General features: G+C 60.2%; 25 protein-coding genes and 1 pseudogene. 15 read left to right on the forward strand and 11 right to left on the reverse strand.

Features of this window, described 5'->3' with window-relative positions; all coding sequences use genetic code 11:
- Positions 1 to 47: 47 nt before the first annotated feature.
- The 3 genes from AC1DS5_RS22485 to AC1DS5_RS22495 are packed head-to-tail and all read left to right on the forward strand — an operon-like array spanning position 48 to position 3,699.
- Entirely contained in the window at positions 48 to 980 is a 933-nt protein-coding gene (locus tag AC1DS5_RS22485; protein WP_477720522.1) for a tripartite tricarboxylate transporter substrate binding protein, read from the forward strand.
- A 33-nt stretch (positions 981 to 1,013) separates the two neighbouring features.
- The gene (locus tag AC1DS5_RS22490; protein ID WP_477720476.1) at positions 1,014 to 2,768 is read left to right on the forward strand and encodes an IlvD/Edd family dehydratase; all 1,755 of its coding nucleotides are present in this window, start codon (positions 1,014 to 1,016) and stop codon (positions 2,766 to 2,768) included.
- Between the two features lies 1 nt (position 2,769).
- Positions 2,770 to 3,699 carry a 2-hydroxyacid dehydrogenase gene (locus AC1DS5_RS22495; RefSeq protein WP_477720477.1) on the forward strand — a complete coding sequence of 310 codons (930 nt, stop codon included), beginning with the start codon at positions 2,770 to 2,772 and terminating at the stop codon, positions 3,697 to 3,699.
- Here AC1DS5_RS22495 and AC1DS5_RS22500 read toward each other — a convergent pair.
- Positions 3,696 to 4,649: a LysR family transcriptional regulator gene (locus AC1DS5_RS22500; protein WP_477720478.1), complete on the reverse strand. Its 954-nt coding sequence runs from the start codon at positions 4,647 to 4,649 to the stop codon at positions 3,696 to 3,698. The two genes, AC1DS5_RS22495 and AC1DS5_RS22500, sit on opposite strands and share 4 nt — an antisense overlap.
- Before the next feature lie 280 nt (positions 4,650 to 4,929).
- On the opposite strand from AC1DS5_RS22500, the gene AC1DS5_RS22505 reads away from it, so the two are divergent.
- From AC1DS5_RS22505 to AC1DS5_RS22540, 8 genes are all read left to right on the forward strand, one after another.
- The gene (locus AC1DS5_RS22505) at positions 4,930 to 5,850 is read left to right on the forward strand and encodes a dihydrodipicolinate synthase family protein (protein WP_477720479.1); all 921 of its coding nucleotides are present in this window, start codon (positions 4,930 to 4,932) and stop codon (positions 5,848 to 5,850) included.
- 187 nt (positions 5,851 to 6,037) lie between these two features.
- Positions 6,038 to 7,360, forward strand: coding sequence for an ABC transporter substrate-binding protein (locus AC1DS5_RS22510; protein ID WP_477720480.1), 1,323 nt, complete (start codon positions 6,038 to 6,040; stop codon positions 7,358 to 7,360).
- Positions 7,361 to 7,381: 21 nt separating this feature from the next.
- Positions 7,382 to 8,356: a carbohydrate ABC transporter permease gene (locus tag AC1DS5_RS22515; RefSeq protein WP_477720481.1), complete on the forward strand. Its 975-nt coding sequence runs from the start codon at positions 7,382 to 7,384 to the stop codon at positions 8,354 to 8,356.
- Between the two features lie 2 nt (positions 8,357 to 8,358).
- Positions 8,359 to 9,210: a carbohydrate ABC transporter permease gene (locus tag AC1DS5_RS22520; protein WP_477720482.1), complete on the forward strand. Its 852-nt coding sequence runs from the start codon at positions 8,359 to 8,361 to the stop codon at positions 9,208 to 9,210.
- A 42-nt stretch (positions 9,211 to 9,252) separates the two neighbouring features.
- On the forward strand, positions 9,253 to 10,365 hold the full coding sequence (locus tag AC1DS5_RS22525) for an ABC transporter ATP-binding protein (protein ID WP_477720483.1): 1,113 nt from the start codon (positions 9,253 to 9,255) through the stop codon (positions 10,363 to 10,365).
- Between the two features lie 2 nt (positions 10,366 to 10,367).
- A complete protein-coding gene (locus AC1DS5_RS22530) occupies positions 10,368 to 11,393 on the forward strand; it encodes a Gfo/Idh/MocA family protein (protein ID WP_477720484.1) in 1,026 nt (341 codons plus the stop codon).
- A 93-nt stretch (positions 11,394 to 11,486) separates the two neighbouring features.
- Complete coding sequence (locus AC1DS5_RS22535; protein ID WP_477720485.1) at positions 11,487 to 12,338, forward strand: amidohydrolase family protein; 852 nt, start codon at positions 11,487 to 11,489, stop codon at positions 12,336 to 12,338.
- Between the two features lie 102 nt (positions 12,339 to 12,440).
- Positions 12,441 to 12,719, forward strand: a complete 279-nt coding sequence (locus AC1DS5_RS22540; RefSeq protein WP_198140946.1) for a hypothetical protein — start codon at positions 12,441 to 12,443, stop codon at positions 12,717 to 12,719.
- Positions 12,720 to 13,133: 414 nt separating this feature from the next.
- Here the strand turns inward: AC1DS5_RS22540 and AC1DS5_RS22545 are convergent, their stop codons facing one another.
- Positions 13,134 to 14,057, reverse strand: coding sequence for a DUF3616 domain-containing protein (locus AC1DS5_RS22545; protein WP_477720486.1), 924 nt, complete (start codon positions 14,055 to 14,057; stop codon positions 13,134 to 13,136).
- A gap of 271 nt (positions 14,058 to 14,328) precedes the next feature.
- Between AC1DS5_RS22545 and AC1DS5_RS22550 the strand changes: the two genes are divergently transcribed.
- The gene (locus AC1DS5_RS22550; protein ID WP_477720487.1) at positions 14,329 to 15,777 is read left to right on the forward strand and encodes an IS1182 family transposase; all 1,449 of its coding nucleotides are present in this window, start codon (positions 14,329 to 14,331) and stop codon (positions 15,775 to 15,777) included.
- A gap of 248 nt (positions 15,778 to 16,025) precedes the next feature.
- Here the strand turns inward: AC1DS5_RS22550 and AC1DS5_RS22555 are convergent, their stop codons facing one another.
- Positions 16,026 to 16,649 carry a tyrosine-type recombinase/integrase gene (locus AC1DS5_RS22555; protein ID WP_477720488.1) on the reverse strand — a complete coding sequence of 208 codons (624 nt, stop codon included), beginning with the start codon at positions 16,647 to 16,649 and terminating at the stop codon, positions 16,026 to 16,028.
- A 520-nt stretch (positions 16,650 to 17,169) separates the two neighbouring features.
- Between AC1DS5_RS22555 and AC1DS5_RS22560 the strand changes: the two genes are divergently transcribed.
- Entirely contained in the window at positions 17,170 to 17,583 is a 414-nt protein-coding gene (locus tag AC1DS5_RS22560) for a (R)-mandelonitrile lyase (RefSeq protein WP_477720489.1), read from the forward strand.
- A 236-nt stretch (positions 17,584 to 17,819) separates the two neighbouring features.
- The gene (locus AC1DS5_RS22565) at positions 17,820 to 18,482 is read left to right on the forward strand and encodes a TetR/AcrR family transcriptional regulator (protein WP_477720490.1); all 663 of its coding nucleotides are present in this window, start codon (positions 17,820 to 17,822) and stop codon (positions 18,480 to 18,482) included.
- Positions 18,483 to 18,614: 132 nt separating this feature from the next.
- Here the strand turns inward: AC1DS5_RS22565 and AC1DS5_RS22570 are convergent.
- The 6 genes and pseudogenes from AC1DS5_RS22570 to AC1DS5_RS22595 all read right to left on the reverse strand — a co-directional run.
- Positions 18,615 to 18,938, reverse strand: a pseudogene (locus AC1DS5_RS22570) (S-(hydroxymethyl)glutathione dehydrogenase); the annotation flags it as partial.
- Positions 18,939 to 18,961: 23 nt separating this feature from the next.
- Positions 18,962 to 20,113: an ABC transporter substrate-binding protein gene (locus tag AC1DS5_RS22575; protein WP_477720491.1), complete on the reverse strand. Its 1,152-nt coding sequence runs from the start codon at positions 20,111 to 20,113 to the stop codon at positions 18,962 to 18,964.
- Positions 20,114 to 20,373: 260 nt separating this feature from the next.
- Positions 20,374 to 20,943: a YceI family protein gene (locus tag AC1DS5_RS22580; RefSeq protein ID WP_477720492.1), complete on the reverse strand. Its 570-nt coding sequence runs from the start codon at positions 20,941 to 20,943 to the stop codon at positions 20,374 to 20,376.
- A gap of 5 nt (positions 20,944 to 20,948) precedes the next feature.
- Positions 20,949 to 21,485: a cytochrome b gene (locus AC1DS5_RS22585; protein WP_477720493.1), complete on the reverse strand. Its 537-nt coding sequence runs from the start codon at positions 21,483 to 21,485 to the stop codon at positions 20,949 to 20,951.
- A 132-nt stretch (positions 21,486 to 21,617) separates the two neighbouring features.
- Positions 21,618 to 22,190 (reverse strand): YceI family protein, encoded by a 573-nt coding sequence (locus tag AC1DS5_RS22590; RefSeq protein WP_477720494.1) that lies wholly within the window; start codon positions 22,188 to 22,190, stop codon positions 21,618 to 21,620.
- A 61-nt stretch (positions 22,191 to 22,251) separates the two neighbouring features.
- Complete coding sequence (locus tag AC1DS5_RS22595; protein WP_477720495.1) at positions 22,252 to 23,076, reverse strand: hypothetical protein; 825 nt, start codon at positions 23,074 to 23,076, stop codon at positions 22,252 to 22,254.
- Positions 23,077 to 23,389: 313 nt separating this feature from the next.
- On the opposite strand from AC1DS5_RS22595, the gene AC1DS5_RS22600 reads away from it, so the two are divergent.
- Complete coding sequence (locus AC1DS5_RS22600) at positions 23,390 to 23,515, forward strand: hypothetical protein (protein WP_477720496.1); 126 nt, start codon at positions 23,390 to 23,392, stop codon at positions 23,513 to 23,515.
- A 352-nt stretch (positions 23,516 to 23,867) separates the two neighbouring features.
- On the opposite strand, the gene AC1DS5_RS22605 is transcribed toward AC1DS5_RS22600, so the two are convergent.
- Positions 23,868 to 24,257, reverse strand: a complete 390-nt coding sequence (locus tag AC1DS5_RS22605) for a DUF3861 domain-containing protein (protein WP_477720497.1) — start codon at positions 24,255 to 24,257, stop codon at positions 23,868 to 23,870.
- A 73-nt stretch (positions 24,258 to 24,330) separates the two neighbouring features.
- On the reverse strand, positions 24,331 to 25,566 hold the full coding sequence (locus tag AC1DS5_RS22610; RefSeq protein ID WP_477720498.1) for an ABC transporter substrate-binding protein: 1,236 nt from the start codon (positions 25,564 to 25,566) through the stop codon (positions 24,331 to 24,333).
- Positions 25,567 to 25,568: the final 2 nt, after the last annotated feature.

Consider the following 25,568-nt stretch of genomic DNA (forward strand, 5'->3'; position numbering starts at 1 on the left):
AAGGACGGCGCAAGCTCATTCGCGCAGGACTGGTGCTGGGGATGGCAATGTGCACGTCATGGGCGTTCGCGGCCTACCCTGACAAGCCCATCAAGCTCATCGTTCCTTACCCTCCCGGTGGCGCGACAGATGTCATTGGCCGCATCCTGGCCCTGAAGCTGGGTGAATCCCTTGGCCAGCAGGTGATCGTGGATAACCGGGGTGGTGCTGGAGGCAATCTTGGCGCCGAAGCAGCAGCCAAATCGGCGCCCGATGGCTATACCCTGCTGATGGGTGCCTTGACATCCCACTCAACCATGGCCACCCTTGAGAAAGGAAAACTTCGTTACGACATCATCAAGGACTTCACCCCACTGATGGTGGTCGGATCCGTCCCCCTTGTCCTGGTCGTTAACCCGCAACTTCCCGTCAAAAACCTGCAGGAGTTGATCACTTATGCGAAGACGAATCCGGACAAGCTGTCTTACGCCTCTTCCGGCGCAGGTGCACCGCAACGGATGGCGGCGGAAATTTTTCGCAAGGAGGCATCGGTCGGCATGCTGCACATTCCATACAAGGGCAGTGGTCCTGCGATGACCGACCTGGTCGGCGGCCAGGTGAACCTGATGTTCGAAACTGTGCCGGCCGCGCAGCCCTTCATCAAAAGCGGGCAACTGCGGGCTCTGGCCGTCACGACACCCACGCGCATCTCGATGTTGCCTGAAAGTCCGACGACGGCAGAAGCCGGCCTGCCTGCGCTTGAGGTGAGCTCCACATTCGGTGTACTGGCTCCCGCCGGCACGCCGGCCGCCATCGTGGACCAACTAAATGCAGCGCTGGCCAAAATCGTCCAATCGCCGGAGGTCAAGGAGCAATTCCTGCGCCAGGGCGTGTATGCCCTGCCGCCCACCACGCCGGCAAAAGCTGCGGAGCGCCTGCGCAGCGAAGTGTCTCGCTGGGAAAAAGTCATCAAGGAAGCCAACATCAAGGCAGACGACTGAGTCGTCGGCCACCAGATATTTTCAAACACCCTCATGACCATGACATCAAGCGACACATCCAAAAACCATTCCGAAGAAACAGGCATGAAAAAAGGCCTGACCAGCTACGGCGACAAGGGCTTCTCGCTCTTTCTTCGAAAGGCTTTCATCAAGGGGGCGGGCTATACCGATACGGCGCTGGACCGGCCTGTGATCGGCATTGCCAATACCGGCAGCGCGTACAACCCGTGCCATGGCAATGCTCCCCAGCTCATTGAGGCCGTCAAGCGCGGTGTCATGCTGGCGGGCGGGCTGCCCATGGACTTCCCCACGATTTCCATTCACGAGAGCTTCTCGGCGCCGACCAGCATGTACCTGCGCAACCTGATGTCTATGGATACGGAGGAGATGGTCCGGGCCCAACCGATGGATGCGGTGGTGCTGATTGGCGGCTGCGACAAGACGGTTCCGGCGCAACTGATGGGCGCGGCATCGGCGGGCATTCCGGCCATCCAGTTGATCACGGGCTCCATGCTGACCGGCTCCCACCGGGGCGAGCGTGTCGGCGCGTGTACCGACTGCCGCCGCTATTGGGGCAAGTTCCGCGCCGGCGAGATCGATGCCGAGGAAACAACGGACGTCAACAACCAGCTGGTAGCCAGCGTAGGCACCTGCTCGGTGATGGGGACCGCCAGCACCATGGCATGCATTGCCGAGGCCCTGGGCATGACGGTTCCGGGCGGCGCATCGCCTCCGGCTGTCACGGCCGACCGCATCCGGATCGCGGAGGAGACCGGTGCGCGGGCCGTGCAAATGGCACGCGATGGACTGACCATCGACAAAATCCTGACACCCGCGGCTTTCGAAAATGCCATGCGGGTGCTGCTGTCCATCGGCGGGTCCACCAACGGCATCGTGCACCTGGCAGCGATTGCGGGTCGCGTCGGCCTGGAAATTGACATGCAGGCGCTGGATCGCATGGGGCGCGAAACTCTGGTCCTGCTGGACCTCAAACCCTCCGGCCAGCACTACATGGAAGACTTCCACAAGGCAGGCGGCATGGCCACGCTATTCAGGGCGCTCAAGCCCCTGCTGCACCTGGATGCATTGACGGTGACGGGACGCACCCTGGGTGAGGAAATTGAATTGGCCGGACCAGGTTTTGCGCAGGATGTGGTTCGCCCCATCGACAACCCGATCTACCCGCAGGGAGGAATCGCCGTGCTGCGCGGCAACCTGGCGCCGGGCTGCGCCATCATCAAGCAATCCGCGGCCGACCCCAAGCTGATGGAGCATGAGGGGCGCGCCGTCGTGTTCGAGAACGCGGAGGATCTGGTCAACCGCATCGACCGCGACGACCTGGATGTCATGGCAGACGACGTGCTGGTGCTCAAGAACATTGGCCCCAAAGGAGCGCCAGGCATGCCCGAGGCTGGCTACATTCCCATTCCGCTCAAACTGGCGCGTGCCGGCGTGAAGGACATGGTCAGGATTTCGGACGGCCGGATGAGCGGCACCGCCTTCGGCACCATCGTGCTGCATGTGACGCCGGAATCCGCCGTGGGTGGGCCACTGGCGCAGGTGCGCAGCGGAGACCGCATTCGGCTCAGCGTGCGCAACCGGGAGATCAGCCTGCTGGTATCCGATGAAGAACTCGCCCGACGGATGCGCGAGAACGTGGTGAGCGAGCCGACCGCCGAGCGGGGCTATCGCAAGCTGTTCCTGCAGACCGTCACGCAAGCCGACAAGGGCGTCGATTTTGACTTTCTGAGGGCCGCAAAGATCACCGGAAAGACGCCTCGCTCCTGACATGCAGGCTATCGTCAAAATCGGGATCTTTGCCGGAGAGCTTCAGCAGACCATTGACCGGGAATTCCAGTGCCATGGGCCTGAGGACATTGCGCGAAACGATGGGCTGCGCCAGTCCATCCGCGGACTGATCACCCGGAGCAACTACCAGGTGCCCCTGGCGCTGCTGGAGTTGCTCCCGGCCCTGCAGGTCATCTCAACCTGCGGCGTAGGCTACGACGGCATCCCCGTGGCGTATGCCCAGGCAAGAGGGATCGCCGTCACCCACACGCCAGGCGTGCTGGATGACGCGGTCTGCGAATTAGGCGTGGGTTTGCTCCTGAGCCTGCTACGCGACATCCCCGCTTCAGACCGCTTTGTGCGTGAGGGGCGATGGTCAGATGGCGCTTATGCACTCACCACCAGCCTGGCCGGAAAGGCCGTTGGCATCGTCGGCCTGGGCCGCATTGGCCGGGGCATCGCAGCAAGGTTGCAGCCATTCGGTGTGACACTGGCTTATTCCGGGTCCAGAAAAATCGACGTTCCGTATCGCCATGTCCAGAGCGTGCTGGCACTGGCCGGCGAATGCAACATTCTCATCGTCTGCTGCAAGGGTGGAAGCGAGACCCGGCATTTGGTCAATGCGGAAGTTCTGCAAGCCCTTGGACCGGCTGGCTACCTCGTCAACATCGCGCGCGGCAGCGTCGTCGACGAAGAGGCATTGGTCCATGCGTTGACGACGGGTGGCATTCGCGCCGCGGCACTGGATGTGTTCGAGGACGAACCGCTGCGCAATTCTGCGCTGACGTCGCTGCCCAATGTGCTTTTGTCGCCCCACGCCGGATCGGCCACCCGGGAAGCGCGGACGGCCATGTTGCGCCTGACGCTGGACAACCTCCATGCCGTCCTGAACGGGCAGCCAGCGCTGTCGCCCACGCCCCGCATCGGCTAGCCCGCCTCAGCGATTTGTTTCTTCCGGCGGCTGCTTGCTGCCGGCTTGATGGTCTGGCTGGGCGCCTGCTGTGGGACCGGCCTGGCAAACACCGCTTCCGCCTCGGCCAGAAATGCGCGAGCCAATGAGGCGCGTGGACCATGCTCGCCCCAGATCAGCCCGACGTGCCGGACCGGTGGGCGCTCCGGCAAGGGAATGCGGGCGATGGCCAGACCCGATTGCCACAGCGGTGCCCAATCGGGCAGCAGGGCCACACCCAGGCCTTGCGCCACCAGGGCGGCGATCGCCATGAGGCCGTCAATCTCAAGACGCTGCCTGGGCCGGATACTTTGGTCGCGCAAATACCGATCGGCCAGTTGCCCTCCGAGGACCGACCGGTCATAGCGGATGAATGGCTCAGATCGCAACAGTTCGTGGGCCTCATGACCGGCCAGTTCAGCGGGCGCCACGACCACCAGAGGCTCCGCCACAAGCGAACGCCATGCGCAACTTTTGGCCACGGCAAATTGAGGTTCTACAACAATCGCGGCATCAATGGCACCAGTGCTGACCTGCCGGCACAACTCCACCGAGGACCCCGTGGCCACGAAGACATTGAGGTCCGGGTACCTGGCATAGAGTCGCTTGAGCACCGGCGGAAGCACGCTGGTCATGGCCGACGCGAACACGCCCAGCCGCAATTCGCCCAACGCAATCCCGTCGCCTGCCACCACGCGCAGATCGCGTATGTCACGCAGCACTGAGCGGGAAGGCTCCAGGATTTTCACGCCCGCCTCGGTCGGCTTGACGGATCGCCCGGCGCGCTTGATGAGCGCCACACCCAGCGCCTCCTCCAGTGCATGAACACGCGCCGCGATGGCGGCAGGCGTCAAGTCCAGCCGTCTGGCGGCTTCCGCCAGCGAGCCGACTTCCACGACGGTGACAAAGCTTTGCAGGTAGCGGACATCCATGATTTCACCTTGGGGAAACGCTGCTCGGAAAGTTAAAAATTTTATCGTATGAACACATGGAAAGCCTGTTTTATTTGCCAGTGTGTGCAAGGAAACTCTGGGTACGAAAGAAGGCGGCCCGGAGATGCAGGTGTGTGGCGGCATCCACATCCAGGGGGTTGCCGATTTCAACTTCGTCGTGGGCCCAAGGCGCCCTTGAACCGCTTGAACCGCTTTAACCACTTGAATTTCTTGAATCGATCCCCTCTTCCCGTCATTCCATTTGAGGCAACTGCACACCATGACCACCAGAATCCGCGGCGTTCTCGCCCCCGTCCTGACACCTTTCAACCGGCGTTTGGAGCCTGATGTCAATCGCTTCATTGCCCACTGCCGCTGGCTGATCGACAACCAGGTCGGTTTGGCCATTTTCGGCACGAATTCTGAAGCCGCTTCACTGTCGGTAAACGAGCGCTTGTCGATGACGGATGCGCTCTTGAGCGCCGGTGTTCCTGCGGCCCGCATGATGCCGGGCACGGGTGGCTGTTCGTTGGCCGATTCGGTCGTCCTGACCAAACATGCGGTTGAAAACGGTGCCTCGGGCGCCTTGATGTTGCCGCCGTTCTACTTCAAGGGCGTGTCCGACGAAGGCTTGTATGCCTATTACTCCGAGGTGATTGAGCGGGTTGGCAGCGATCGCCTGAAGGTCTATCTCTACCACATCCCCCAACTCACGCAGGTGCCGATCACGCTGAATCTGATCGGGACGCTGCGCAAGCGCTATCCCGACACGGTCGTTGGCGCCAAGGACTCATCGGGCGACTGGCCCAACACCCAGGCCATGATCGACAACTTTGCCAAAGATGGTTTTGACGTCTTCCCTGCCAGCGAGTCGACGCTCTCCAAGGCGCTGCCGCTCGGTGCCGCCGGCTGCATCAGTGCCACCGTCAACATGAACCCTGGCGGGATCCATGCCCTATACAAAGGCTGCAACAGCGCACAGGGCGAAACCTTGCAGGCCAATGCGGACGTGATCCGCAAGATCTTCCAGGCGGTGCCCATGATCCCGGCCATGAAGCGGGTAGTCGCCGAATTCTCGTCTGACCCCGGCTGGCAAGTGGTGCGTCCACCCCTGGTTGGGCTGGACGACGGCACCACCCACAGCGTGCTGGCGGCCTTGCGCGACGCGCAATTCACCATGCCGGGCTATCCGGGCCGCTAGGCGATCGGCAATCGGCGCTCGGTGCTCGGTGCTCCACAACCAAACGAAACCACCCACCAACAACGAGGAGACAACTTGCAAAACACCCGAGAAAACAGCAGAGAAAACACCACCACGCGGCACCAACGCCCGGTGTAGTGCCGAGCCAGCATTTACATAAGACAACTTTCCCAGCCAGGAGACAACCATGCCTTTGCCCAGATTCCTTCCTTCCGCAGTTTTCGTCCAGCGCTTCGCGCCTGCTCTGGCAGGCGCGCTGGCTTGCGCCGTCCTGGCTGGCCCAGTGCTGGCCCAGACCTCGCAGCAAACCGTCACCATGTGGAGTCATTGGCCCGACGAGCAGTCCAAACGCGGCTTTGTCGAAGAGCGCGTGAAAAAGTTCGAGGCCGCCACACCGCAGTGCAAAGTCAACCTTCAATTCGTCCAGAAGTCCGACCTCTATGCGTCGGTCAAGACCTCGGTGCGAACGGGGCAGGCACCCGACATCTTCTGGCTTGAGCCCGATGAAATTGCGTTCGCGAAGAGCGGCTACCTGGAGCCGCTGGACAGCCACATCAACCTCAACAACCTGGAAGACTGGGCGCGCCAGTCCTGGAGCCATAACGGCAAGGTCTACGGACTGCCGGTGGAGGCCTACACGGTGGAGCTGTACTACAACAAGGACCTGATGAAGAAAGTCGGCGTAACGCCGCCGCCTGGCCTGCAGATGTCGCAGGCGCAATTCACGGACCTGGTGAAGAAGTCCGCCGCCGCGGGCATCACACCGGTGGCCTCAGGCGTGGGCGACCGCCCCTACCCTGGCGCCTACCTGCTTCAGGAGATGCTCCTGCGCAAACTGGGGCTTGACGACTATCGCGCCTTGCTGACGGGGAAGCTGTCGTTCACTGACCCGCGTGTCATCGAAACCATGAACTGGATCAAGGAGCTGGTGGATGCCGGCGCCTACCCGAAGAGTTTTTCGACGCTCAAGCTCGGCGAGTCGCACTACTACTTTCACACCAATCCGGGCGCCATGATGTTCCCGATCGCCAGCTGGTACACCGGCCGCGCTTTCGTTTCAGCGGAAAAAGGGGGGCAGCCACAAGGGTTCCCACTCGGCCTGATGAAGTATCCGGCAATCAACGATGCGAAATGCCCGGAGTGCAAGACACTCGCCGTCGGTGGCAGCTACGTGATGTACTCGCGCAGCAAGAATAAGGAATGCGCGGGCAAGCTCCTCAACTCGATCGCCACTGTGGAAAATGGCAACAAGTGGATGGAGGATGTGCTGCTGCAGACCGGCGTGCGCACGGACCCTTCGCGCATACAGAGCATTCACGCGCAGTACTTCAAGGACCTGCAAGACCGCAGCATCGGCGCAAAATTCTTCATCGGCACACCGCTGCACTACATGAGCGGCAAGTGCGGGGACACCTTTTCGCAGGTACTCAATCGCGCCTTTCCCGCCGGTCTGATCAGCGTCAAGGACGCGGCCACCCAGATGGACGCAGCTTGCAAAGCGGCTTCCTGAAGTTTTTCCGAGACGCCGTCCATGTCCAATTCCATTTCGAACGCCCTGCCCGCCCCAAAACCCGGGTGGCACCCGAAACTCGGCGCCTTGCTGGCGCCACCCGAGGCTGACTCGCGGCGCACCTCATGGCCGACCCTGATGCTGTTTCTCGCGCCGGCGCTTCTGGTGTACGCGGCGCTAACGGCCTATCCCGTGGTGCGGACGTTCTACAACAGCTTTTTCATCATCAACGACATCGCCTCGTCGGATTTCGTGGGCCTGGCCCATTTCGCCGAGGTGTTCCGTGACGCCACCTTTCTGGCGGCGGTGCGCAACACGGCCATCTGGTCCACCGTGGCACCGTTTCTCGACGTCATCACCGGTTTGTTGCTGGCACTCTGTCTGTACGCGGGCGTGCCGTTCGCCCGCTTTCTGCGGGTGGCCTGGTTCACGCCGGTGCTGCTGTCCTATGTGGTGGTCGGCATCATGTGGGTCTGGATCTACAACTACGACTGGGGCGTGGTCAACGTCGCCCTGCGCAACGTCGGCTTGGGGCATTGGGCGCAGGCCTGGATCGGCGACCCCCGGTTCGCGCTGGCCTCGCTCATGGTGACACATGCCTGGAAATGGGCGGGCTTCAACATGGTGGTGTGCCTCGCCGCCCTTCATTCACTGCCCTCCGAGGTGCTCGAAGCCGCTGAACTCGACAACTGCGGCTGGTGGGACAAGCTGGTGCACGTCATCGTGCCCATGCTATGGCCCACCCTGCTCAACCTCTACATCCTGGCCTTCATCGGCAAGATGAAGGTGTTTGACCTGGTCTGGATCATGACCGAAGGTGGACCCGTGTGGTCTACCGAGACGGTGTCCACCTATGTCTACAAGCGTGCCTTCAACTGGAACACCTTCGATCTCGGTTATCCGTCGGCCATCGCCGTGGTGTGGTTCTTTGTGGTGGTGGGCTTCGTTGTGTTCTTCAATGTGCTGTTTCGCCGTCGCGAGCGTCTGGAATACTAAACATGCGTGCATCCAACTCCTTCGGCGACTCGGCTTCGCGCCTGCTGCGGCAGGGCGGGCTGATGGCTGTCATCGTCCTGTACACCCTGTACTCGGCAATGCCCTTCGTCTGGCTTGGCTCGATGTCGCTGCGCACCACGTCCGAGATCAGCGCCGCGCACTTTACCTGGCCGCAAACACTGCACTGGGAAAAATTCCGTGTCGCCTGGGTTGACTCCAATTTTGCGCAGTATTTCTGGAACAGCACGCTGGTGGTGGGCGCGGCCGTGGCCATCGTGACCCTGTTCGGCGCGGCCGCTGCCCACTGCCTGGCGCGCTACAACTTTCGTGGCAACCGGCTCGTGTACTTCACCCTGTTCAGCTCCATCGTCTTTCCACCACAGATCATCCTGATCTCCCTGTTCCAGGTGCTGGTGGAATTCGACCTGTACAACACGCGCCTGGGTCTCACCCTGGTGTATGTCGGTTTGCAGCTGCCGTTGACCGTGTACCTGCTGGAAGGCTTCTTCGCCCGCATCCCGCAGGACCTGTTTGACGCGGCCAAGATCGATGGTTATTCAGACTTCGAGATCTTCTGGAAGATCGTTCTGCCGGTGGGCATGCCCGCCATCGCCACCACCATCATCCTGAATTTCATTCAACTGTGGAACGAATTCCTGTTTGCGGTGGTGCTGGTCAGCGAACCGGGCCTGCGCACACTGCCCATCGGCATCCGCGCTTTCATGGGCGACTACTTCCAGGACATCGGAATGATTGCCACCGGAATGATGATCGCCATCATCCCGGTCGTGATTGTCTACGCCTTCTTCTCGGAAAAGCTCATTCAGGGGATGACGGCTGGCGCCGTGAAATAAGCCCGCTCATCGTTCACTTGCCCACACAACGGAGAAACCCAATTGGCTACCGTCACTCTCAAAAATATCTGCAAAAGCTACCGCGGCACCCCCGTTCCATCCGTCAATGACGTCTCATTCACTGTGAACGACGGCGAATTCATGGTCTTGCTCGGCCCCTCGGGCTGCGGCAAATCGACCACATTGCGCATGATTGCCGGCCTCGAATCGATCACCAAAGGCCAGCTGGATATCGATGGCCGCGAAGTCAACGAGGTCGCGGCCAAAGATCGCGATATCGCCATGGTGTTCCAGTCTTACGCGCTCTACCCCCACATGACCGTGGCTGAAAATCTGGGTTTTGGCCTGAAGCGCCGCAAGGTCGACAAGAGCGAAATCGCCGCGAGGGTCAAGAAAGCCTGCGGCATTCTCGGCCTGGACGAGTTGCTGGAGCGCAAGCCTTTTGCGCTGTCAGGCGGCCAGCGCCAGCGCGTGGCGCTGGGCCGCGCCATCGTGCGTGAGCCCAAGGTTTTCCTGTTCGACGAACCGCTGTCCAACCTGGACGCGGCCTTGCGCGTCAACACCCGCAACGAACTGGTGCGCTTGCACCAGCGCCTGAACGCAACCATGATTTACGTGACGCACGACCAGGTCGAGGCGATGACCATGGGCCAGCGCATCTGCGTCATGAACAAAGGACGCGTGGCGCAGATCGGTCGGCCACTGGACGTGTACCGGGCACCGGCCGATGCCTTCGTTGCACGCTTCCTGGGCAACCCACCGATGAACATCGTGCGGGCCCAATTGCGTGAACACAATGGCCTGCGCCACGCGATGGTGGGCGGCTGCGCACTGCCCCTGGAGCGCTGGAAAGGCGTCTCATTCAGCGCCGCTGACGAGGTATTGCTGGGGGTGCGGCCTGAAGAACTGTCGCTGGCCACGACGCCAGGCAGCGAGCAGGCATCACTGCGGGGCACGGTGTCCGGCGTGGAACCCCTGGGTGCAGAAACGCTTGTGATCGTCGAACTGGAGCGCCAGGCGGGCGAGGTCACGGCGCGGCTGCACCGCGAAACATCAGTCCGGGTCGGTGACACGGTAGGCCTCAGCTGCGCTTCGGAGGCCATCTATCTGTTTGACGCGGTCAGCGAGAAAGCCATTGTGGCAACGGATCATTAAGCATGGGCACAACACAGACACCACAGACACACCAGGCCCAGCCGCTGCGGATCGGCCTCATCGGCGCAGGCTGGGTCACCCAGCATCACCTGGCAGGCTGGCGGCAACACGCATCGCGCGCCCGGGTGGTGTCCATCACCGACCCCCATACGGCACAGGCACAAGCGCGAGCCAGCGCCTTTGGCATCGACCAGGTCTTCGCCAACGCCGAACAGATGCTCGGCCGGGGCGACCTCGATGCCGTGGATGTGGCGGCGCCACGCGAAACCCACGCGGACCTGGTGCGCCTGGCCGCGCGGCACGGCCTGCCCGTGCTATGCCAGAAGCCACTGGCTCCGACCTATGAAGAAGCTTGCGCACTGGTCGCCGAAACCCAGGACTGCACGCGCCTGATGGTGCATGAGAACTGGCGCTTCAGACCCTATTACCGCCAGATCTCCCGCTGGCTGCACGAGCAGCGCATCGGCCAGGTGGTACAGGCGCACATGAGCCTTTTGACCTCGGGCCTCATTGCAGATGGACAAGGCAGGTATGCCGCCCTCGACCGCCAGCCGTTCGTGGCGACGCTCCAACGCGCGTTGGTCATGGAGATCCTGATTCACCACATCGACACACTGCGTTTCCTGCTGGGTGATCTGCGCCTGGTGCATGCCCGTCTGGGCAAGGGCTGCAGCGCCATGGCGGGAGAAGACCGCGCGTCGCTCGTTTTCGAGAGCACCAGCGGTGCGGCGGTGAGCCTTCTGGCCAACCTGCGGGTGTGGGGTGAACCCGAGGCCAAATCTGATGAACTGTTGCTGGTCGGTGAGCGCGGCTGCATCCGCTTATCTGGTGATTCGCTGCGCTGCCAGGGAGATCAGCCAGAACAGCTCAACTACGACCTGCCGGCCTGCTACACCGAATCCTACGCCGCAACCATCGGTCACTTCATTGATGCGCTGGGTGATGGCAAACCGTTCGAGACCAGCCCACAAGACAATCTCCAGACGCTGCGCCTGGTGGAGGAGATCTACAGCTTCTCCCGCATCTAGCCCGGCCAAATCCACCCCTCTTTTTTTGCCATGACAACCACACCATGTATTGACACTTTGAGTGGGTCTCATCCACCTATCCGAAGGCAACAAATGAAATTCTCATCGGGTTCGAACGCTCCCGGCATCAGGGTGCCCCCCGGCGCCATCGACTGCCATCACCATATTTACGATGCGCGCTACCCTGCAGCGGAGAACGCCACCCTCAGGCCTGCCGACGCCTTGATCGCCGACTACCGCGCGCTGCAAGCGCGCATCGGCACCACCCGCAACGTGATCGTGCAACCCTCCACCTATGGCGTAGACAACCGCCTGCTGGTCGAGTCGCTCGCCGCATTCGGGCTGAGGAATGCACGCGGTGTCGCTGTCGTCAACACCAGCGTGACCGACGCCGGGCTCAAGCAACTGCACGACGCTGGCGTGCGCGGCATTCGGTTCAACCTGGCGCCTCCCGGCACCACCACGCTCGACATGGTGCGCACGCTGGCACGGCGCGTTGCGCCCATGGGCTGGCATATTCAGCTCAATGCACCGGCGGCAGCGCTACTCGATGCCAGATCAGTCTGGAGCGATCTGCCCGTTCCCGTGGTGTTCGACCACCTGGGCCGTGTGCCGCAACCGGGCGCTGTCAACCACCCCACCTTCGCCATGATTCGTGGACTGCTTCAGCGGGGCAAAGCCTATGTCAAACTTTCCGGGTTCTACAACGAGTCCAACGTCGGCTACCCGTCCTATTCAGACAGCGTGCAAGTGGCGACCCTCTACGCCCGGGAAGCGCCCGAACGTGTGGTCTGGGGAAGCGACTGGCCGCACCCCACCGAAAAAGACAAAGGCTATCCAGACGACGCCCATTTGATCGATTTGCTGTCCGAAGTCGTACCCGACGAGGCGGCCCGCCATCGCATACTGGTAGACAACCCGGCAAGGCTGTACCAGTTCGCATGAGCCCTGGACGGTTCCCGTCTGAGCTTTGACGTATTCCCGGCCAGTGAGTCAACGCCGTCCAAGGCCTTGCCGCTCGGCGCCGCAGGCTGTACCAGTGCCACCGTGAACATGAACCCGGCGGGCATCCGCGCTGTCTATGAGAAGAACTGGAGTACCGCGACGGGCGAAGAGCTTCAGGCCAAGGCCGACGTTGTTCGACAAATCTTCGAGGCGATGCCCATGATCCCCGCCATGAAGCGGGTCGTCGCCGGGCTTTCAAACTATCCTCGGTGGGGCGCGGTTCGCCCGCCGCTGTGGGCATTGAACGACAGCGCCGCAACGGATTTTTTCAAAGCCCCCGGCAAGGCAGGATTTGACATGCCCGCCTATCCGAAGGCCTGACAGACCGTTGATTTCCCGCCCCTTGCCCCGATTTGGGATGCGCCCTGGCATGTGAACCGCAGGGCGCTGGACATTGCCGTTGTCAGTCAAGGGAAACATCCATGACGATTACAGGACGCTCAATCCCGTTTTTAAGTGTGATGCGAGATTTCGCCATTCCGCCTTCGTCAGCGATTTGGGCTCAGGAATATCACCTCGGTCAATGTCTCCATGCGCACACATGCGGGACTGGTGTTTCAGTCAAAAATGTAACAATTTAATGCTCTGGCCCAATGAATACGGGCGCGAGCAGCTATTATTTTTGCAGCAACCAGTCGTGCGCGAGCGACCCATCAAGGTCGACCTGTTGCCGTTTCCCTGGTTTGGCTTGTCTGAGCGAAGAACACTGATGGCTTCTTGCCCGCATTGACAGCGTCAGGGCGCGATCTGCAGTTGCCCAGGGTCAAGCAGCACAAAACGGGCGAAGCGCCCTTCTTTGCGGCTACCGTCATCGCTGACGATGACGATGCGCAGCACGCCATCGGTGACAGCCGGGCTCACCCCTTCTGCGCGCTCGAAACCCTGCAAGCCTGGCACCGTGACGCGGCGCGCCGACGCAGCTGGCTGCCCGCTCCAGAACCAGAGCGCAAATTCATCTTTCTCGCGTGAGGCGGGGCCGCTGATGACCAGGTAGCCATTGAGCGAAGCCATGTAGGACATACCGCGAATCCCGTGCCCGCCCAGGTCCAGCGCCTGCAGCGTACTTGACACCTGCGGTGCTGCGTCTGCTTCAAAAATCGCAGAAGGATTTTCAACGCTGGCGATGATGGCATGACTGCCCTGCAAGGGACTGCGAAATCCAATCAGCAGGCGCTGCTGGTCTGGCGTGATCTCCAGCGCCTCGATGTTGAGCCCAGCGCCCGCCTTAACGTCCTTGACTTGCGCAGCGGCTGCCAAGAGGGGATGCGCCTCGACCAGCGCGCGCTTCAGCCCGCCAGTCACTACGGGCTCGACTATCCGGTCTTTTTCGATTCGGAAACGGGCCAGTTTTTCACGCCCCTTCTGTTCATCGCCGTCGTCATCGCGTGAATGCGAAGTAACGGCGTAAAGGTAGCCCTGGCTGTCAAGCGCCAGCCCCTCCAGATCGTCCAGCTTCCAGATCGGGTCACCGCCATGAAACCAGCCAGGGCTCAGCGACTTGCTGCTGACATCTCCGTCGGCGTTGATGGTGACCAGACTGAACGAATGCCCCTTTTCATCTTCAACCGCCAAAAAACGCCCGTCCGGAAGCTGCTGGATGGCAGAGGGCTCATAAAGACCGGTCAGGGGCAGGAACATGGGAGTGGTGTTCGGCGTCATGACGGTCATTGTGACTTACGGTGAGTGTTTGGGGTATGGGAAATACAGGGGAAGAAGCGCATTTACCGCAGGTCCCCCATGGCTGGCTGATTGGCGCAGGAGTGGAAAACGTGAGGACGTGTTGCGGTGTTGGGAGGGACTTGGACGTAACTCAAGCCGGCCAGCCAATGCTTCTTGCTTGAGTGCCCGTAATGCAGCGAGGCTGTGTGAAAACCCCTTGAACCGTGCATGAAATTTGCTGTCACATATCGAACCGTACGGAGGGTTGGATATGGCGAGATTCATTGTGGGAGCGGATCGGCAACAAGTCACGCTGCTACCGGAGTGCTTGGACGACTTCATCACTGAAGACAACACCGTTCGGGTGGTTGATGCGTTCATAGGTGAGTTGGATATGGTGGCCCTGGGTTTCGCGGGGGCAACCCCGGCTGCAACGGGTCGACCTTCGTACCACCCATCAGTGCTGTTGAAACTCTACCTCTACGGTTACCTCAACCGCATCCAGTCCAGTCGCCGCCTGGAGCGCGAATGTCAGCGAAATGTGGAACTGATGTGGCTGACCGGGCGCTTGGCCCCTGACTTCAAGACCATTGCGGACTTCCGTCGTGATAACGGCAAAGGTATCCGCAATGTGTGTCGGCGCTTTGTGCTGTTATGCCGTGAGCTGAAGTTATTTAGCGAAGCGGTGGTGGCCATCGATGGCAGCAAGTTCAAGGCCGTCAACAACCGGGAGCGCAACTACACGCCCGGAAAGATCGAGCGGCGTGAACGCGAACTCGAAGAAAGCATCCAGCGCTACCTGGACGCCCTGGAAACAGCCGACCGCACCCAACCCACAGAGATGCAGGCCAAGACGGAGCGCTTACAAGGCAAGATCCAGAAGATGCGCCAACGCATGCAAGACCTGCAGGCTGTCAAGGCACAGCTAGAAACCCTACCGGATCGACAACTCTCCCAGACCGACCCGGACGCACGGGCCATGACCACCTACAGCGCCAAGGGCACAGCCATGGTGGGCTACAACATACAAACAGCGGTAGACACCAAGAACCACTTGATCGTGGCGCATGAAGTTACGAACAACGGCAGCGACAGGTCACAGCTGAGTCAGATCGCACTGGCTGCACGCGAAGCCATGGGCAAGCGAAAATTGAAAGCTATCGCTGACCGCGGGTATTACAGTGGCACGGAGCTCAAGGCTTGCGAGGATGCGGGGATCGCAGCAATTGTTCCCAAGCCCATGACGTCAGGCGCCAAAGCCGAGGGGCGTTTCGACAAATCAGACTTCATCTACATCACCCGCGATGACGAGTACCAATGCCCTGCAGGGCAGCGTGCCATCCACCGCTTTACAAGCGACGAGAAGGGAATGCAGATTCGTACCTACTGGAGCAGCTCGTGTATTGGATGCGCAATCAAGGCGCAATGCACTCCCAGTGACTACCGGCGCATAAGGCGCTGGGAGCATGAGGCGGTGATGGACAAGGTGCAGCAGCGTCTGGATCGTATGCCAAAGGCCATGACGGTGCGCAAGAGCACTGTTGAACATGTCTTTGGAACGCTCAAGCACTGGATGGGCTGGACGCACTTCCTCACGCGGGGCATGCACAACGTGGCAACGGAAATGAGCTTGAGCGTGCTGGCTTACAACCTCAAACGTGTCATCCGCATTCTTGGCTTTGCGAAGACGATGAAGGCAATGCAACTGGTGGGTGCATAGGCATCTATTTAGATCGCAGATCCGCCAATACTGGCCGTCCAACGACCCATAGGGTTCCCGTATAGGGTCTGCGGTACAACATTAATTAAGAAAATCTGACGCACCCGAGAAATCGTGGAGCGCGCGATGATGATACGGCTTGCCGATGCGTTATCACACAGCCTCCAGCGTAACCCGACGCCCGCCAGTACCCGCTTTCTGGCAGCCCAGCGAACACGCGGTTTTTGTTGCCGGGCAGCTACTACCGATTAAATCTCAGTTTGCTCGGCCATCTCCAGAGCATCATCCACCTCAATACCAAGGTAGCGTACGGTGCTCTCCAGCTTGGTGTGGCCAAGAAGCAGTTGCACTGCCTGAAGATTTTTTGTCCGTCGGTAGATCAAGGATGCTTTGGTTCGCCGCATTGAATGTGTCCCGTATTCGGAAGGATTCAGCCCAATCGCTGTGACCCAGGAATCAACGATGCGGGCGTATTGACGGGTTCCAATGTGAGGGGAATCATGAATGCGACTGGGGAACAAGTATTCGTCCTGCCCAAGTTTGGCCTCTTTGATCCAGTCGCTGACTGCGTCACGGGTCGGTTGGGTAATTTCGAATTGAACGGGTCGCGAGGTCTTTTGCTGCATCACGGTTGCTCGGGGCGCTACGCGTTCGCCATGGCAGATGTCGCGCACTCGCATCTTTACCAGGTCACAGGCTCGCAGTTTGCTGTCCAATCCCAAGTCGAACATGGCGAGTTCACGAACTCGGTGTTGAAGTTGAAGGCGGACCCGAATAGCCCAAATCTCCTTCAATTTGAATGGAGATTTTTGTCCGACGATCACGCCCTTGTTCCAGGGGGCGTGTTGTTCGTGGTCTGTGGTGTTTTCCATGGTGGACTCCTTCTTGATTGAGGGAGTCCGACTGTGGGCTGATCGCCCGGAAGCGCAAGCACATTTTTTGCGGCAGGAATGCGGACCGTGGCCACCTGCGGCAATGTGCCCCAAGGAGTCGCCGATTCTTCTCCGAAGCCGACATTTTATGGTCAATGATTACCAGCATCTGCAGCTGTGTGCGAATGTGATCTTGGTGGCTGTTGATGGTGAACCAGCCATGGAGTCAGCGGTTGCACAACTCAAGCAGGGTCTTGGGAACAATTGGGGCCCCGTCACTGCAATGCAATTCATGTCGGGCCGACGTGGAGAATTCGCCGCTGATTGCGCAGCGCCCCACGAGCAAGCCCAGCTGTTTTGGCGCACCTGATGGCAAAGCAGATCTGCAGTGCTGAAGGTCTTGGTGCGGTCGCGCCGCCCGATGGTAGTAGGGCACAGGCCTTCTGCTTGGAGCAGGCACCACCTATAGTTTTCCGAAATCCGAGGGCGATCACCCGCCCGCAAAACTCAGGACTTGTTCATGAAGATCATCCGCAATGGATCCAAGCCATCCGCCAAGGCGCCGGCCTCGTATTTCACTGGCACGGTCCGCATCGATAGTCCGTTCCAGGCGGACGGCGAAGGTCGTTCTGGTGGATCCATCGTGATCTTCGAGCCAGGCGCACGCACCAACTGGCACTTCCACCCGGCCGGCCAGACCCTCGTCGTTCTCTCTGGCGTAGGGTGGACGCAGTGCGAGGGCGGAGCACGCACCGAGATTCGCGCCGGCGACGTGGTCTGGTGTCCCTGTCGCAAGCGCCACTGGCATGGAGCTGCCATCACCACAGCGATGTCCCACCTGGCGATCACCGAGATGGTCGATGGCAAGAACGTCGAATGGATGGAGCCGGTTACCGACGAGCAGTACCAAGACGGTCCGCTCGTGACCGCCTGACCGCCCAAGCAATCACTCCGCCTGATTGCCTATGCGCAAGCTTTTCACGGCAGTCTTGCTAACCGGTATGCGGTGCTCAAAATCAATGGCTTCAACTGGCGGTGGCAGAAGCAAGGGCCCGAATTTATGGTTTTCTGGGCTGCCGCGTGCATACTGTCCGTATCGGGATGAGATAATTTTCGGTTCGAAGCAAAGAAAGGCATACATTGGCACGCCTGACCAGAGAAGAAAGCCGCATGCTCACGCGCACGAAATTGCTGGCGTCTGCACGAGCAGTCGTGGCGCGCGAGGGTTACGAAAACGCGTCGGTTGACCGCATCGCCGAAGAGGCGGGCTTCAGCAAGGGGGCGTTTTACTCCAACTTCGACAGTAAAGAGGAAATCATCCTCGAGCTGCTGGAGACGCATTCGCTACAGGATGTGTCCGAGATCGCCGACTTGTTGCGCGAGGTTCGCGATCCCCTGGAGATGATCGAGGTCATCAGCAACTGGTCCGTCAACCGGTCTGCCGATCCGACCTGGGGGATGCTCGCGCTGGAGCTGTTTCGGCGTGCGCGACGTGACCAGACCTTCGGGGAGCGCCACTCCAATCTATTTCGCGCGCAGTGGCGTGGCCTGGGGGAGATCTTGTTTCGCATGTTTCCGCAAGGCGCCGAACCAGCCGATTCCGAGGCTCTGGGCGGCGTCGTCTTCGGGCTGACCTACGGCTCGGCGGCGGGCTTCAAGACCGGCCCCACGTCGGGCGACTTGGTCCGCCTGGTACTGACCGGCCTGCATCTCGCCTATGGAAAGCGGTCGCGCGCGCGCTCGACGCCGGCCGAGAAGACCCCTTTGGCTGCTGCGCCCTCCGCACGCAAGCGAAGCAGCACGGTTCGGCCGAAAATAAAAGCCGCGGCATAATCCGACATCACGACCGCCGGGCATTCTGCTAAATGCCTCAGTCTCTGCCTGCGGCGGCTTCCCGCCTAGGGATGCACAGATTTATTCGCTGATGTTGCCAGCTCCTGGAAAAACAGGATGAGGTAGCAAGGATCAGTAAATCACGACGCCGCGAATCGATTCGCCGCTTTTCATCAGGTCAAAACCCTTGTTGATGTCCTCCAGCGGCATGGTGTGCGTGATCAGGTCATCGATGTTGATCTTGCCTTCCATGTACCAATCGACGATCTTGGGCATATCGGTGCGACCGCGCGCGCCGCCGAAGGCCGAGCCTTCCCACTTGCGGCCGGTAACCAGCTGGAAGGGCCGGGTGCTGATCTCGGCGCCGGCTTCGGCCACGCCGATGATGATGATGCTGCGGCCCCAGCCCTTGTGTGTGCATTCCAGCGCCTGGCACATCACCTGCGTGTTGCCTATCCGGCCTTACGACCGACGATGACCTACCGGGTGAGTTTCCCATTTGCGCCGAGCAAGACCAGTTCTATGTAGGTTGACCCCGTACGATTTGCAGACCCGTAGTGCACTGAGATATCACCCATCTCATAGGGTTTGAAGGTTTCAAGAGCACTGGCGAGGCTCGATCGAGTCAGGGGCGGGCGAGTACGCCTAAGGCCCTCCACCAGCACTTTGGCTTCCAGGAAACCTTCCATGCCGTTGTATGACGGCGCCTCTGAGGGGAGGTGCGACGACAGCGCCGCGCGGTACTCGATAGCCAATGGAGATGTTGGACTCAGTGGCCAGGGAACGGCCTGCGAAAGAGCAATTCCCTCCGATAGTTGCCTCAGTTCGGCATGCAGATCCTCTATTCTGATGACTGACAGGCCGAACATCCTCGCATGTCCTTTGATGGCGCGGTATTCTTTCGCCACAGGCGCAAAAAATTTGGGAATAATCGATAGAAAAATCACGTCCGGCCGGCTGTTATTTATCTTCTCGGCGATGAGCTTTGGGTCATCCGATGCGCTGAATGAGATTTCCTCCAAAGGCAACTTCGCATCGCGTACCGCGTCGGCATATGCTTTTGCACCAGAGGGGCCAAATGCCTCCTTGCTCGAAAGCACGGTGAAACGCCGAGCGCCTATCGTGGCCTGGTGTCTCACGGTAGTGGTCGCCTCGTGATGCGCAGAAATCCTTACGGGAAAAACGAAGCGACGAGCAGGCTTACGTGCCTCATCCGAGATGCTTGCCGCACCCACTAGAGGCACGCGCGCGTTTTCAACATGTTCAATGACTGTTGGCAGTGTCGGCGTGCCGAATGCCCCAAGCAACGCCAAAACCTTGTCGACTTCGATCAGGGACTGAACCTCCTGCGCCGCCCGGATTGCTTCGTACTGATCGTCCCGGTCCCTCACCACAATGCGGCGACCGGCGATTCCACCCCTGGCATTGACGCTCGCAATGTACGCATCGGCTCCTGCGGCCCGCTGTTTAGCCATTGCACCAAAGGCGGGCGAGCCTAAGGGTGAGACGCGACCGATCACAACTTGATTGGGTATGTTGACCGAATCATCTGCAGAAAAGCAGACGCCTGCGACAGCATTTAGCAAGAGAAATGCGGCAGGAATAGCTCGCCGCAGGGTTTGAAAATACATAAGCTGTACCAATAGTGTTTGGGCGTTACGCCCTCGAACGAGATCAGGCCGCCCAGCGCGTCGGGATCGGCTGGCTCGGCGCCTTGCGGAAACATGCGAAACAAGATCTCCCCAGGTCACGCCACTGCGCGCGGGATAAGGTTTGGGTTGTTATCCGCTTTCGCGGTCATCGCAGAAATTGCGAATTATTAATTTTCATGAACCGATGAATTTGTCGTAAAGACGGGGCCGAACCGAGGCGGCCTGCGACCGGGGCCGCGTCACTTCGCGGCAGTTCCGGCCAGGAGAAGCTTGAACTTAACCTGCACCTCGTTGCTCACCAGTGACGTATCCTTCCAATCACCATCGCCAATGCCGAAATCGAGGCGCTTGATCACAAAGACACCAGTCGCATTTGTGCCAGCCGTGGTCTGCGCCATGGCAACGGGCACCACGAGGTCGCGGACGGCGCCTTTTATTGTTAGCTTGCCGACGACATCGAATTTGCCGTTCCCGGCCTCTTTTACGGTGATGCTCTGGTACGTCGCTTGTGGAAACCGTTTGGCATCGAACCAGGCAGGTTTGGCCACCTCGGCGTCCAGCTCAGCCACGCCTAACGAGACGCTGCCAACATCGATGGTGAATGCAATCTTGCTGGTTTCGAGCTTTTTCGGATCAAATGCGACCTGAGCATTGAAACTCCTGAACTTGCCATGCACGGGCACACCCATCTGCGTGCTCGTGAAGGCGATTTCACTTTGTGCTGGAATTAGGCTTTGTTGGGCCGACGTTGGGGAGGCCGAGGTGGCCGCGAGTAAGGTCAAAATTACGCCGGGAAGACAGGCTTTCATATTGATCACTCTCTTGGAATAGGGTTGAACCACATTCGCGACAGGAGGCCATCGCGGTCTATGAATTGGTGCTTGAGCGCTGCGCCGATGTGCGCTATAGCGAGTAATGCCATCGCCCACGCGAGCCCCTCGTGCCAGGGCTTGATAGCCTCTGCCAGCGCCTTGTCCACCGGCACGAAGTCCGGCAGGGGAAGAACGCCAAAAACGACGATGGAAAACCCGGCGGCCGAACTGTAGGCCCAGCCTGCGACTGGCACGGCCACGAACAGCAGGTACAGCAAGCCATGAACACCGCGCACCATCCCTTTCTGCCAGGACGGCATGCGAATATGCTCTGGCGGTCGGTGTGTCAAGCGCCACAGCAATCGCAATAACGACAAGGACAAGATCGTGATACCGACCCACTTGTGCCAGTTGTAGAGTCGCAGTCGCCCGGGCGATATCGGTAGCTCGGTCATGTAGAACCCGAGACAGAAGCACCCGACAAGTGCCAAAGCAAGCACCCAGTGCAGAACGATGGCGATACTGCCGTAATAGCGCATGGAATTCCTTCAGGTGAGTTAACTGTCGTCGGATAGACCTCTGACGTGAGCGGGCTCATCAGGGGTACTCACCGCACAGACGCGCGGCGCGTACCCCAGACCAGATCCTGCGCGGCCAGAGGGTCCGGGTCGTCACGGTTTCTGAAGCAACTCGAGCGCAATCTTCAGCTCGACCTCGTCGGCAATCACCGCTGGATACTGCGACATGCCAAAGTCACTGCGTTTGATCTTGGCATTGCCAACGAAGCCGACCATCGGAATCTTGAGGAAGGGATTCACGGCGCGGTTCGTCAGCACCGTGTTGAAGTCCACCGGAAGCGTCTTGCCGCGAATGGTCAAGTTGCCGGAAATGACATAGTTCTTGTCATCGACACGACGAACCGACGTTGAGACAAAGTTGATCTTCGGGTTCTTCTCCGCATCGAACCAGGCCGCGCTGCGCAGATCGCCATCGCGCGCGCCGTCGACGGTATCGATCGATGCCGCGTCGATGGTGATCGCGACGCTCGATGCCTCGACGTTCTTGTCGTCGTAAGTCACACGCCCTTCCACTTTCCGGAAGATTCCTGGGGTGTTGCTGATTCCGAGATGCGACACCTGGAAGCTCACATGGGTGTGGGACGGATCAATCTCCCATCCAGCGTGAGCGGCATTCAGGAGGAGTGCCGGCGTCAGAACGGCGAGTCGAAGTAATGAGTGGATCATGTTGAAAGTATCCTAGATGCCAGCACCGCCTTGCGGCGCCGGCGTGGTTGAGACGTATCGATCAGAAGTGGTATCTGGCGATCAGGAGCGCCGTGTTCTGCTTCGCACCGGGAACCACGTTCTGGTTTGCCCCGTATTTGTTCCTCCACAGCTCGTAGCCCACGCCGACGAGCAGCCCGGTGTCCTTCCCTACGGGCGTCAGCAATTCGGCGTGCAGGCGGAACTCGGGCTTCGTGCCGTTGCCGAAACCGTCCTTGCCCTTGCTGGTGATGTACTTGGCATCGCCCGCGAAGGTCAGTGGGATCCCAAGGGTGAATGGGACGGACCAGGCGGAGTGCAGCATCAGCGCGGTGTCGAAGTTCACCTCCGTCGCCGTGATGCCGTTGTAGTTCCGCTCCTTGTACGCATAGACGTTCAGAACGCCGAATCCGTGGGTGACGGGCAGATCGAACGCCAGACCGGCCGCGAAGGCTCGCTTCCCGGGCGCGAACTGGGTGTTCAGCGTATCCCGCTCGAAGACGAAGGCCAGGGACGTATCCTGGACGGGCCCGAACTTGAATTCGCGACCCGAAAGCTTCGAAAGCGAGAAGGTACGGCGCAGCAATCCATAGAACTCCTGCGATCCAGTCCCTCCGCCGGCGGCGGGGTAGTTCATGTCGGATTCCAGGATCTGCCCGAGCACGAGGTTCGTGCCGAGCTTGTCGCCGCTGTTGTGGACGAATTCGTAGACGTTCTTGCGGATCGGTTGCGCAGTTCCCGGCTCTGCGAACCGCAGCCCCCTCTGGACACTGACCTGGTTGTCGCTCCATTCGAAGGCATGGCCCGTCACGGAATGCGCAATCAGAGCCGCTGCAGCTAACGCCTTTATAGGTAGTCCAGATTTCATTTTTGTCTCCTCCATATGTGGAAGTTGTTGCTTATAGGCACCACTGGCATGCCCCAAAAATCTCCTTGCCCACCTACTGATAGGCGGGAGCATCCAGGTGCCGGAGGAAGATCAGCTTTGTTCAGTCCCGGGATGCGTCTTGACGAGCCCATTCATTCGAGGCCCGAGCAGAAAGCGTCATTGAAACCAAAAAACATACCGTTTAGAGTTTGAATACCAGTAAGTATCTATAAACCTATTGGTATGTTAAATGCGTGTTTTCCCGTACTCGGCAGTACGTCATCGATTGGCGATTGCGGGCGAGCAAGTGACCATGAGCCAAAGAAATCTGTGCCGGTTGCGATGGCTCGGGGAGGCGAACAACAAGCTCAAACGCCTGGTGGCCGACACGAGTCTGGACGAGGCCATGCTGAAGGGCGACACAGAAAAAGAGTTTTGAAGCCAGGGCAGCAGCGCGAACTGGCGGTCGATCTGGTGTTGCGATATGGGGCAAGATGCGAAAGGCTTGCGCTGCCATTGAGTTCAGTCGTGTGCTGTGCCAGTACCGGTCGGTCGCATGTGACGACACGGCACTGGTCATGCGCATGGGCGACGCTACTCCAGCCCGAGTGCCCTGTGGTTAGCCGCGCGAGCACCATATGCTCAAACGAGATGGTTTCAAGGACGGCCACACGCGGGTTTCCCGCCTGCACCGGGAGGGCTGGTCCGTTCCCCCTTGGTCAGATCTGGGGGATGGGCCGTGTGGCCGACAAGCTGGTTGACGGAAGGATGCTGCGCAGTATTGGCATGTCCTAGCGGTTGGACAGCTCTTTGAGCCGCTGCATGAACTTACCGACATGGGGATAGAACTCCTCGAACAGCGGGTCCTTTCTGTGGACGAGCATCACCTCGCCGAAGAGCTTCAGGCCCACGAGAAGAGCGGAGGACTCATCCGCATCGAATGGGAGCGAAGGTCTTGCTCGCTGCACGATGGCTGGAATGTCGTCGTGGTTCCTGGCCAGGAATGTGAAGGCCGGTGTCGCGACGGGACTGCCGTCTTGATCGGCGAGATGCTCGATGGTGATTCGGTAGGTGTGCTGCTTCATGATCTCAAGCATCGACAGCAAGGTGCGGACTGCCTGCATGCGGGTGGGGGAGTTTTGGCGTCTTGAGGGCGAAGGGAAGACCTCTGGGTCTTCCATGCAGCTCTCCGCGCGGACGCCATGGCGCCCGCGCGTTTTCGGATGTGCTGGGAGGTTCAGCGAAGAGGAATGCTCAGTGCTTGGGCGTCCGGCCTTCGAACGAGACGAGGCCGCCCAGCGGCTGGTAGTTCTCGCCATCGAAACGCATCAGTTGCAGAGTTTCGACTGGGTAGACGTCGGTATCACCCTTGGTGGTAAGCGTGATGCCCGGCAGCAGCATGCCGAGTTGGGCCTTGTTCATGTTGCGAGCCGCATCGAGCATGGCCTGGCGCGTGGGCTGCTTCATGGTCTCCAGTACATGCAGTAGCGCTTCCCCGGTGACGTAGCCGATCTGGCCCTGGGTGTCGGTCTTGTCGAAGCGCGGCTTGGCACTGGCATGATCGGCGAGGTAGCGGCGCACGCCGGCATCCGCGGCATAGGCGGGGGCGTCGACGGGCTTGACGAACTGGCTGGTGATCAGCCCCTTGGCATTGGCCAGGCCCGCGGGTTTGAGAGCAGCGACCGAAGAGGCAATGTAGGACAGCATGGTGGTGGGGTTCCAGCCGCTCTCGGCCGCCACGCGCACGGCCTGGGCACCCTGCCGGGGCGGTGCGATGATCACCAGCGTGTCGGCTCCAGATGCCTTGAGGTTGCTCATCTGCGTGTCGATCGTCGGATCCACTGGCGTGACGGGCTGCTCGGCGACAAGGCGCACGCGGGAGCCCTTGATCGCCTGCATGAAGCCGGCCTTGAAGGTCAGCCCGGTCTCGGTGTTGAGAAACAGCATCGCTACCTTGGCGTCAGGCTTGTTCGCCTTGAGGTGCTCCGCGAAGGCGGCGGCCTCGGTCGTGAATGAGGGCACCAGCCCGATCGTCCACGTAAGGCTTTCCGGCAGTTCCTGCACGCCCGAGTACATGAACAGGTTGGGCACCTTGTTCTGCTCGACGTAGCGGCCGATGGCCTGGTTGTTGGGTGTGCCGGAAATGCCGACCAGCGAGAACACTTCGCCTTGCTCGACCATCTTGCGCACGTTGGTCAGCGTGCGCTGTGGGTCGATGGCGTCATCCTGGACTACCAGTTCGATGGTGCGGGTCTTGCCGTCACCCATCTTGACGCCGCCGGCGGCGTTGGCCGCGGCCACGCGTACTTTGATGCCCTCGGACATCGCGCCTACCGCGGCCACGGGACCGGTCAAGGGTGCGGAGACGCCGATCTTGATGGTTGTGTCGGTGATGCCGACGTTGGCGGCATACGCGCTGACGCAGGACAGGCTGGTTGCGGCAATCGCTGCCATAAAAGTCAGGTGGCGCATCATCGAGGTATTTGTCATGG

The sequence above is a fragment of the Polaromonas sp. P4_H1 genome (genome assembly GCF_056400945.1).